The organism is Hydrogenophaga sp. (genome assembly GCF_011772445.1).
In the GTDB taxonomy this organism is placed as follows: Bacteria; Pseudomonadota; Gammaproteobacteria; order Burkholderiales; family Burkholderiaceae_C; genus Hydrogenophaga.
Genome location: NZ_WVZN01000003.1, coordinates 224,365 through 233,436, shown reverse-complemented (window position 1 = coordinate 233,436; position 9,072 = coordinate 224,365). Strand labels below are relative to the sequence as shown.

Here is a 9,072-nt window from a genome sequence, read left to right as displayed (position 1 = left end):
GGCTTGGTGGCCGCAATGGCCACTTTTCCGGGCAGGGGCTGCTCGTGGTACTGCAGCGCGGCGCGGCGCAGTTCGGCGCGTTTGTCCTCAGGGGTACTGGATGCGGTCATGCATGTCTCCGGCCGTTGGTTTTCTGCCATGCGAAAGGCGAATTCGCATTCTAAGTCGGGCACAGGGAAAACCCGAGCGCGCGCGCATGGCTTCCCGGGTGAAGGGCTTGTGACTGCGGCGAGGGGAATCGGTTCGCCCGGCGCGCGCCAGGCGCGGGATCAGGCGCGCTCGACCTGGCGGGCCTGTTCGGCGGTCTGCAGTTGCAGGTGGGCCACCACGTGGCCCGGGGCGCATTCGGAGAAGACCGATCGGGCGCACCCCTCGCATTGGCCGCATTGCGTGGCCACGCCGAGCTCCAGCTGGATGTCGTCAAATGCCATGCCGGACCGCGCGCACTGGGCGATGGTCTTGTCACTGACGCGATGGCAAACGCAGACGATCATGGGGCTGGGTGGCGAGAAACTCCTGCAAATGATAATGGATCGCATTCATCGCACAAGCCCCCGTGAAGGCCACCCGACGGGCGGCTGGTTCCGCGGGTCCGGTCAGCTCACCGAGCCCATCTGGCTCTGCAGGTAGTTCTGCAGGCCGACCTTGTCGAGCAGATCGATCTGGGTCTCCAGGAAGTCGATGTGCTCCTCGGTGTCGTCGAGGATTGTCTGGAGCAGGTCGCGGGACACGTAGTCGCGGACAGTCTCGCAGTGAGCGATGCCTTCCTTGATGGTGGCCTGCGCGCCTTGCTCCAGGCCAAGGTCGGCGCGCAGCATCTCGGGCACGTCTTCGCCGATGTGCAGCTTGCCGAGATCCTGCAGGTTGGGCAGGCCATCCAGCGTGAAGATGCGGTCCATCAGCTTGTCGGCGTGCTTCATTTCGCCGATCGACTCCTCGTATTCCTTGGCTGCAAGCTTGTCCAGGCCCCAGTGCTTGAGCATGCGGTAGTGCACAAAGTACTGGTTGATGGCGGTCAGCTCGTTCTTCAGTTGCGCCTGCAGGTGCGCAATCACTTTCTCGTCGCCTTTCATGTGAGCTCCTTGTCGTTGTTGGTGAGGGCCTGGGGATTGTGGACCGATGACATGACGGGGAAAGCGCCTGGCTCTTTGCAAATGAGAATTGTTCTCATATGATGTGCTGCCTGTCACCGCTGGAGCACCCCATGAATCCCCCCTTTCCGACCCACGCCGACGAGGAATACAGCCTGCCACCCGTCGAAGCGCTGTTGGCCGGCACGCTCGCGCTCATGACCGGATGCGCCCAGCACAGCGGCCCGGTCTGCCAGCGCGAGTTGATGGTGGGCAAGGTGGTGAGCAACCTGACCGAACTGGCGCAGCACCCGGCGCTGTCCACGCCCATGCGGGTGCTGCTGGGGCGCTTGAGTTCGCGCTGGTTGCTGGAACTGGGCAGCGCCGCCGCCCCCACGGCGGGCATGATGCCCCTGCCGGAGCACCGCACCCTTCAGTGAGGGCGCGCGCTCAACCCCGCATCAGCGCCTCGATGGCGTCGGGCGCCACCGGCACGTCGCGGGTGATCAGCTCGCAGCCGGTGTCGGTGACCACCGCGTCGTCCTCGATGCGGATGCCGATGTTCCAGAAGCGCTCGGGCACGCCTTCGGCCGGCCGGATGTAGAGCCCGGGCTCGATGGTGAGCACCATGCCCGGTCGAAGGATGCGGCTCGGGCGGTCCTTGATCGTTTCGCCCGACAGCGGGTCCAGGCGCTCACTGACCTGGCCGACCTCGGACGGCTCCACATAGCTGCCGCAATCGTGCACGTCCATGCCCAGCCAGTGGCCGGTGCGGTGCATGTAGAAGGCGAAGTAGCTGCGGTTGGCGATCACGTCGTCCACCGTGCCGACCTTGTCCTTGTCGAGCAGGCCCAGGTCGAGCAAGCCCTGCGCGAGCACCTTCACCGTGGCTTCATGCGGGCCCACGAAACGCGCGCCGGCCCTGGTGGCCGCCACGGCCGCGTCCTGGCTCGCCAGCACGAGTTCGTAGACCGCGCGTTGGGGGCCGGTGAAGCGGCCATTGGCCGGGAAGGTGCGCGTGATGTCGCTGGCGTAGCCGTCGAGCTCGCAGCCGGCGTCGATCAGCACGAGCTCGCCGTCGCGGATGGGCGCGGCGTCGGCCCGGTAGTGCAGGATGCAGGCGTTGGCGCCCGCAGCGACGATGCTGCCGTAGGCCGGGTACTGTGAGCCGCCCTGGCGGAACTCGTGCAGCAGCTCGGCGTCGAGGTGGTACTCGCGCACGTCCTGCCCGGCGCGCAGCATGGCGGCGCTGCGCTGCATGGCACGGATGTGGGCGCGGGCGCTGATGCGCGAGGCGCGCCGCATGATGTCCAGCTCGTGCGCGTCCTTCACCAGGCGCATCTCGTCGAGAAGGGTGCACAGGTCGCGTTGGCCCTCGGGACACAGGGCGCCGTAGCGCACGCGGGCGCGCACCTTCTGCAGCCAGCCGTCGATGCGGCCCTCCAGCCCGGCGTGGGTGGCAAAGGGGTACCAGACCACCGCCCGGTTCTCCAGCAGCTTGGGCAGCCGCTGGTCGAGTTCGGCGACGGAAAACGCCTCGTCCACGCCCAGCGCGGCCGGGGCCGCCTCGGGGCCCAGGCGGATGCCGTCCCAGATCTCGCGTTCCAGGTCCTTGGGCTGGCAGAAGAGGATGGTGCGGCCTTCAGCGGTGATCAGCAGCCAGGCCTGGGGCTCGGCGAAGCCGCTCAGGTAGTAGAAGTAGCTGTCGTGCCGGTAGATGAAGTCGGTGTCGCGGTTGCGCGGGCGCTCCGGCGCGGTGGGCACGATGGCGATGCCACCCGGGCCGAGTTGCGAGGCCAGGCGCGCGCGGCGCTCGGCGTAGAGGCGGAAGTGGGTCGAGGCGTCCATCGCGCCATTGTGGCGGCAAGCGCCCGACCACGGGAGCTCAGCGGGCGTTGAGTTCCTGGAGCCGTTCGGGAGTACCGACATCCGTCCAGGGGCCCGGATAGAGCTCCGCGCTCACCCGTCCCGCGTCCATCGCGCGCCGCAGCAGCGGCGCCAGCGGTTCGGCGCGCCCTTGCGGGTTGCCGGGCGGGATGTCGAACCACGGCGTCTCGAACAGCGCGCGCCGGTACAGGCCGATGGTGCTGTAGGTGTAGCGCACCTCACCCCCGTTGAGCGCCAGGCCGTCGGGGCTCAGGCCGAAGTCGCCGCGCGGGTTGTGGTCCGGGTTGGGCACCAGCCACAGGTGGGCCAGCCGATCGCCGCGCGCGAAGCGCGCCAGCGCGTCAGGGTCGAAGGGGAAGCCGGGGGCGAAGACGTCGCCCGCCACCACCCAGAACACCTCGCCCAGCAAGGGCAGTGCGCGCGCGATGCCGCCGGCGGTTTCCAGGGCATAGCCGAAATCCTCGCCCTCGGCCGAGTAGGCGATATCGATCGGCAAGCCGTCGCTGCTGCACGGGTGAGGGCCGAAGTGCGCGGGGATCTGCTCGCCCAGCCAGGCGGTGTTGATGACCAGGTCGACGCAGCCAGCGTCGGCCAGCGCGTCAGCGTGCCATTGCAGCAAGGGCTTGCCTTGCACGGCCAGCAAGGGCTTGGGAACCTGGTCGGTCAGCGGCCGCATGCGGTTGCCGCGGCCGGCGGCCAGGACGATGGCGTGAGCGGGGTGGGCCATGGTGGGTGCGCGAAGCCCCGACTGTAGCCGTCCCGTGGCGCCTCCGAGGCCGGCGCGGGCGATGGGGCCGCCGCCACGGGTACGGCGCCGCTCGCGGCGGCGGCCGATACCCCCCGCGCGACCGGCCGGTGCGGGCCCAACCGGTAAAATCCGGGGTTTTCCCCAGGCTGGGCGGCGCCACGCGCCCACGCCGCGCCCCACCCCACCCGAGGTCTTCATGAGCGACTCCGCTGTCGTCACCGTCTCCCCCCTGGTCATGGCCAACGCCATCCGCGCTCTGGCGATGGACGCGGTGCAGGCCGCCAATTCCGGCCACCCCGGCGCGCCCATGGGCATGGCCGACATGGCCGTCGCGCTCTGGGGCCGCCACCTGCGCCACAACCCCGTGAATCCCCACTGGGCCGACCGCGACCGCTTCGTGCTGTCCAACGGGCACGGCTCCATGCTCATCTACTCGCTGCTGCACCTCACGGGCTATGCCCTGCCGCTGCAGGAGCTGAAGAACTTCCGCCAGTTGCACAGCAAGACCGCCGGCCACCCCGAGGTCGGCATCACCCCCGGCGTGGAAACCACCACCGGCCCGCTGGGCCAGGGCATCAGCAACGCGGTGGGCATGGCCCTGGCCGAGAAGCTGATGGCCGCCGAATTCAACCGGCCCGGCCACACCATCGTCGACCACCACACCTACGTGTTCCTGGGCGATGGCTGTCTGATGGAGGGCGTCAGCCACGAGGCCGTGGCCCTGGCCGGCGCCTGGAAGCTCAACAAGCTCATCGCGCTCTACGACGACAACGGCATCTCCATCGACGGCAAGGTCACCCCCTGGTTCATCGACAACACGGCCCTGCGCTTCGTCGCCTGCGGATGGAACGTCATCGGCCCCATCGATGGCCACGACGTGGACGCGGTGGACCAGGCCATCGCCCAGGCGCGCCAGCACCCGGAACAGCCCAGCCTGATCGTCTGCAAGACGCACATCGGCAAGGGCAGCCCGAACCGCGCCAACACCGCCAAGGCGCACGGCGAGCCGCTGGGCGCTGAAGAAATCAAGCTCACGCGCGAGGCCCTGGGCTGGGCGCATGAGCCTTTCGTGGTGCCCGACGAGGTCTACGCCGCGTGGGACGCCAAAGCCGCGGGCGGGGAAGCCGAGGCGGACTGGCACGCGCGCTTCCGCGCCTACCGCGCGGCCCACCCCGAGCTGGCCGCCGAATTCGAGCGCCGCATGAAGGGCGATCTGCCAACGAACTTCGCCCAGGTGGCCGTGGACGCCGCCGTGCAGGCGCACAGCAAAGCCGAGACCGTGGCCAGCCGCAAGGCCAGCCAGCTCGCGCTGGAGCACTTCACCGCCGCGCTGCCCGAACTGCTGGGCGGCAGCGCCGACCTCACCGGCTCCAACCTCACCAACACCAAATCCACGCCCGCGCTGCGCTTCGACCTGGCCGGCAACCCGGTGCGCGACGAAGCCGGCCGCCTGGGCCGCCACATCAACTACGGCGTGCGCGAGTTCGGCATGGCCGCCGTCATGAATGGCGTGGCCCTGCACGGCGGCTACATCCCCTACGGTGGCACCTTCCTCACCTTCAGCGACTACTCGCGCAACGCCATCCGCATGGCCGCGCTGATGAAGCAGCGCGTGGTGCACGTGTTCACGCACGACTCCATCGGCCTGGGCGAGGACGGCCCCACGCACCAGCCGATCGAGCACGCCGCCAGCCTGCGCCTGATCCCCAACCTGGACGTCTGGCGACCGGCCGACACGGCCGAGACCGCCATCGCCTGGGCCGTTGCGCTGGAGAACAAGGACAAGCCCACCGCGCTGCTGCTGTCGCGCCAGAACCTGCCCTATGCGCCCAAGAAAGACCTGAGCGACATCTCCAAAGGCGCCTATGTGCTGTCCGAGCCCGCCGACCTGGGGCTGAAGAAAAAGGCCCAGGCGGTGATCATCGCAACCGGCTCCGAGGTGCAGCTCGCGCTCAAGGCGCAGGAGCTGCTGGCCAAAGAGCACGGCGTCGCCGTGCGCGTGGTCTCCATGCCCAGCACCACCCGCTTCGACCGCCAGAACCCGGCCTACAAGAAGGCCGTGCTGCCCGCCGGCCTGCCGCGCGTCGCGGTGGAGATGGGCGTGACCGACTTCTGGTGGAAGTACGGCGTGTCCGCCGTGGTCGGCATCGACAGCTACGGCGAGTCGGCCCCCGCGCCGGTGCTGTTCAAGCACTTCGGCTTCACCGAGCAGAACGTGGCGGACACGGTGCGCGCCGTGCTCGCGCAGCAGTGATTCCTTTCGACATCAAACCCCTGGAGATGACAGCATGACGATCAAGGTCGGTATCAACGGTTTCGGGCGCATCGGGCGCATGGTGTTTCGTGCGGCGATCGCCAACTTCAAGGACATCGAAGTGGTCGCCATCAACGACCTGCTCGAGCCCGACTACCTGGCCTACATGCTCAAGTACGACAGCGTGCACGGCCGCTTCGACGGCGACGTGAAGGTCGAGGGCAGCCACCTCATCGTCAACGGCATGAAGATCCGCCTGACCGCCGTGAAGGACCCGGCCGAACTGAAGTGGAACGAAGTCGGCGCCGACGTGGTGATCGAGTCCACCGGCATCTTCCTGGACAAGGCGGGCGCCGAGAAGCACCTGGCGGCGGGTGCGAAGAAGGTCATCATGTCCGCGCCCAGCAAGGACGACACGCCCATGTTCGTCTACGGCGTGAACCACGAAACCTACGCCGGCCAGGCCATCATCAGCAACGCCAGCTGCACCACCAACTGCCTGGCGCCGGTGGCCAAGGTGCTCAACGACAAGTGGGGCATCAAGCGCGGCCTGATGACCACCGTGCACGCCGCCACCGCCACGCAGAAAACCGTGGACGGCCCCAGCAACAAGGACTGGCGCGGCGGCCGTGGCATTCTGGAGAACATCATCCCCAGCAGCACCGGCGCGGCCAAGGCGGTGGGCGTGGTCATTCCCCAGCTCAACAAGAAGCTCACCGGCATGAGCTTCCGCGTGCCGACCAGCGACGTGTCGGTGGTGGACCTGACGGTGGAGCTCAACAGCGCCGCCACCTACGCCGAGATCTGCGCCGAGATGAAGGCGCAGAGCGAGGGCAAGCTCAAGGGCGTGCTGGGCTACACCGAAGACAAGGTCGTGGCCACCGACTTCCGGGGCGACGCCCGCACCTCGATCTTCGACGCCGACGCCGGCATCGCGCTCGATGGCACCTTCATCAAGGTGGTGAGCTGGTACGACAACGAGTGGGGCTACTCCAACAAGTGCCTGGAGATGGCTCGCGTGGTGGCCAAGTAAGGCCTGCGCCCCGTTTCGCCTGAAAGGCGCCTTCGGGCGCCTTTTTCATGCACGCTGTTTCAGTGTGCGCTGCTCGTCGAGAACAGGTTGATCACCAGCACGCCCGCCAGGATCAGGCCCATGCCCAGCAGCGCCGGCATGTCCAGCGTCTGGCGGTACACCACCCAGCCCAGCACGGAGATCAGCACGATGCCAACGCCCGACCAGATGGCGTAGGCGATGCCCGTGGGAATGGACTTGAGGGTGAGCGAGAGAAAGTAGAACGCCACGGCGTAGCCCAGGACCACCGCCACGCTCGGCCAGAGCCGGCTGAAGCCCTCGGAGGCCTTGAGGGCGGTGGTGGCGGCGACTTCGGCCACGATGGCGATGCCGAGGTAGAGGTAGGCGATTGAGTTCACGGCGGCGGTCTGCGGACCGGGCAAGCGGTGCGCCCGGGCCACGCATTGTCGTCGCAGGCCGTCTCGGGCGTCGCGCAGACGACAGCTTGAGTCTCCGGCGTCATTGACCCTAGACCGATCGGTCTAGACAATGCCTCGCATGCCCGCCCCACCACCCGTCGAACCCGCCCGCGACCGCCTGATCGCCGCCATGACCGACGCCCTGCGGCGCAGGGGCCTGCACGGCATCGGACTCACCGAGCTGCTGCAGGCGGCCCAGGCGCCCAAGGGCGTGCTGTACCACCACTTCCCGGGCGGCAAGACCGAGCTGGCCGTCGCCGCGATCGACCAGGTGGTCGAGCGCATGACCGCCGGCCTGGACAAGCTGCTCGCCACCACGCCGGACCCGCTGCAGGCCATGCGCCGCTGGATCGCCGGTGCCACCACAGGCCTGCAGGACACGGGATTCGAGGCCGGCTGCCCCCTGGCCACGGTGGCGCTGGAATCCGGCCCCGAGGATCGGGCCCTGCGCGAGGCCCTGGCGCGCGCTTTCGAGCGCGTGCGCGAACGAATCGCCCAGGGGCTGACCAACGCCGGCCTGCCCGCCGAGCGCGCGTTGGGCCTGGCCGCGCTGATCGTGGCGGCCTACGAAGGCGGCCTGCTGCAGTCGCGCGTGGCGCACAGCGCCGAGCCCATCCAGCGCGCCACCGACACCCTGCTGGCCCTGCTGTCGGCCAGCCCTCCCTGAACGCCCGCCAGGAGCCATCACCATGAACCCCTCCGCCCCGGACACGGCCGATGCCGTGCGCATCGAGCCGCTCACCCTCACCGCCGCCGACGGCTACCCGCTCGCAGCCCACCGCTACCGCAGCCCCGTGCCGCCGCGCGCCCACCTGGTGGTGGGCGGCGCCACGGCGGTGCCCCAGGGTTTCTACAAACGCTTCGCCCAGCACGTCGCGGCCCAGGGCATCGACGTGCTGACGCTCGACTACCGCGGCATCGGCCGGTCTGCGCCCAAGAGCCTGAGGGGCTTTCGCATGGACTACCTCGACTGGGGCCGTCTCGACCTGGCCGCCGCCGTGTCCGCCATGCGCCGGCCCGGCGTGCCCTTGTGGCTGGTGGGCCATTCCTACGGAGGCCATGCGCTGGGCCTGCTGCCCCACCCCGAGCACGTGGACGCGGCTTACACCTTCGCCACCGGCGCCGGCTGGCACGGCTGGATGCCTCCGCTGGAACGCCTGCGCGTGCAGCTCATGTGGAACCTCATCGGCCCCGTGGCGACGCGCGTGGCTGGCTACCTGCCCTGGAGCAAGCTCGGCATGGGCGAAGACCTGCCGATCGATGTCTACCGCCAGTGGCGCCACTGGTGCCGCTTCCCGCGCTACTTCTTCGACGACCCGCAGATGCGCGAGGTGACCGCGCGCTTCGACGCCGTGCGCTTCCCCATCGTGGCCGTCAACGCACTCGACGACGCCTGGGCGCCGCCCGCCTCGCGCGACGCCTTCATGGCCGGCTACCGCAACGCGCCCGTCCGGGCCGTGACGCTGGATTCGCGCCGCCAAGGCCTGGGACCGATCGGACACATGGGCTACTTCCGCCCGCGTGCCCAACCCCTGTGGAACGAGGCCCTGGCCTGGTTCGACGGCCTGCGCGCACGACCGGCCGTCTGCTGATGACGTATCAGTTGCAACCGTCTGGGTAAC

General features: G+C 69.0%; 11 protein-coding genes. 5 read left to right on the top strand and 6 right to left on the bottom strand.

Annotation, left to right across the window (positions count from 1 at the left end):
* The 3 genes from GTO19_RS01480 to bfr all read right to left on the bottom strand — a co-directional run.
* A partial coding sequence (locus GTO19_RS01480) for a hypothetical protein (protein ID WP_291017071.1) occupies nucleotides 1-110 on the bottom strand: 110 nt, incomplete at its 3' end.
* Between the two features lie 159 nt (nucleotides 111-269).
* On the bottom strand, nucleotides 270-494 hold the full coding sequence (locus GTO19_RS01475; protein ID WP_009520720.1) for a (2Fe-2S)-binding protein: 225 nt from the start codon (nucleotides 492-494) through the stop codon (nucleotides 270-272).
* A gap of 102 nt (nucleotides 495-596) precedes the next feature.
* Complete coding sequence (gene bfr / locus GTO19_RS01470; RefSeq protein ID WP_291017036.1) at nucleotides 597-1,073, bottom strand: bacterioferritin; 477 nt, start codon at nucleotides 1,071-1,073, stop codon at nucleotides 597-599.
* Nucleotides 1,074-1,204: 131 nt separating this feature from the next.
* On the opposite strand from bfr, the gene GTO19_RS01465 reads away from it, so the two are divergent.
* On the top strand, nucleotides 1,205-1,510 hold the full coding sequence (locus GTO19_RS01465) for a hypothetical protein (RefSeq protein WP_291017033.1): 306 nt from the start codon (nucleotides 1,205-1,207) through the stop codon (nucleotides 1,508-1,510).
* Between the two features lie 10 nt (nucleotides 1,511-1,520).
* Here GTO19_RS01465 and GTO19_RS01460 read toward each other — a convergent pair whose 3' ends face one another.
* The gene (locus GTO19_RS01460) at nucleotides 1,521-2,918 is read right to left on the bottom strand and encodes an aminopeptidase P N-terminal domain-containing protein (RefSeq protein ID WP_291017030.1); all 1,398 of its coding nucleotides are present in this window, start codon (nucleotides 2,916-2,918) and stop codon (nucleotides 1,521-1,523) included.
* Nucleotides 2,919-2,955: 37 nt separating this feature from the next.
* Complete coding sequence (locus GTO19_RS01455; protein ID WP_291017027.1) at nucleotides 2,956-3,684, bottom strand: nucleotidyltransferase family protein; 729 nt, start codon at nucleotides 3,682-3,684, stop codon at nucleotides 2,956-2,958.
* A 217-nt stretch (nucleotides 3,685-3,901) separates the two neighbouring features.
* On the opposite strand from GTO19_RS01455, the gene tkt reads away from it, so the two are divergent.
* Nucleotides 3,902-5,959: a transketolase gene (gene tkt / locus GTO19_RS01450; RefSeq protein ID WP_291017024.1), complete on the top strand. Its 2,058-nt coding sequence runs from the start codon at nucleotides 3,902-3,904 to the stop codon at nucleotides 5,957-5,959.
* Between the two features lie 34 nt (nucleotides 5,960-5,993).
* Nucleotides 5,994-6,992, top strand: a complete 999-nt coding sequence (gene gap, locus GTO19_RS01445; RefSeq protein ID WP_291017022.1) for a type I glyceraldehyde-3-phosphate dehydrogenase — start codon at nucleotides 5,994-5,996, stop codon at nucleotides 6,990-6,992.
* 59 nt (nucleotides 6,993-7,051) lie between these two features.
* Here gap and GTO19_RS01440 read toward each other — a convergent pair whose 3' ends face one another.
* A complete protein-coding gene (locus GTO19_RS01440; protein WP_291017069.1) occupies nucleotides 7,052-7,381 on the bottom strand; it encodes an SMR family transporter in 330 nt (109 codons plus the stop codon).
* Between the two features lie 148 nt (nucleotides 7,382-7,529).
* Between GTO19_RS01440 and GTO19_RS01435 the strand changes: the two genes are divergently transcribed.
* Both GTO19_RS01435 and GTO19_RS01430 read left to right on the top strand, forming a co-directional pair.
* On the top strand, nucleotides 7,530-8,117 hold the full coding sequence (locus tag GTO19_RS01435; protein ID WP_291017019.1) for a TetR/AcrR family transcriptional regulator: 588 nt from the start codon (nucleotides 7,530-7,532) through the stop codon (nucleotides 8,115-8,117).
* A 22-nt stretch (nucleotides 8,118-8,139) separates the two neighbouring features.
* On the top strand, nucleotides 8,140-9,042 hold the full coding sequence (locus GTO19_RS01430; protein ID WP_291017016.1) for an alpha/beta fold hydrolase: 903 nt from the start codon (nucleotides 8,140-8,142) through the stop codon (nucleotides 9,040-9,042).
* The last annotated feature ends 30 nt before the right edge of the window (nucleotides 9,043-9,072 follow it).

Excerpts from the sequence above, each read along its gene's own strand:
- GTO19_RS01475 (WP_009520720.1), bottom strand. The coding sequence starts at position 494 with ATGATCGTCTGCGTTTGCCATCGCGTCAGTGACAAGACCATCGCCCAG.
- bfr (WP_291017036.1), bottom strand. The coding sequence starts at position 1,073 with ATGAAAGGCGACGAGAAAGTGATTGCGCACCTGCAGGCGCAACTGAAG.
- GTO19_RS01465 (WP_291017033.1), top strand. The coding sequence starts at position 1,205 with ATGAATCCCCCCTTTCCGACCCACGCCGACGAGGAATACAGCCTGCCA.
- GTO19_RS01460 (WP_291017030.1), bottom strand. The coding sequence starts at position 2,918 with ATGGACGCCTCGACCCACTTCCGCCTCTACGCCGAGCGCCGCGCGCGC.
- GTO19_RS01455 (WP_291017027.1), bottom strand. The coding sequence starts at position 3,684 with ATGGCCCACCCCGCTCACGCCATCGTCCTGGCCGCCGGCCGCGGCAAC.
- tkt (WP_291017024.1), top strand. The coding sequence starts at position 3,902 with ATGAGCGACTCCGCTGTCGTCACCGTCTCCCCCCTGGTCATGGCCAAC.
- gap (WP_291017022.1), top strand. The coding sequence starts at position 5,994 with ATGACGATCAAGGTCGGTATCAACGGTTTCGGGCGCATCGGGCGCATG.
- GTO19_RS01435 (WP_291017019.1), top strand. The coding sequence starts at position 7,530 with ATGCCCGCCCCACCACCCGTCGAACCCGCCCGCGACCGCCTGATCGCC.
- GTO19_RS01430 (WP_291017016.1), top strand. The coding sequence starts at position 8,140 with ATGAACCCCTCCGCCCCGGACACGGCCGATGCCGTGCGCATCGAGCCG.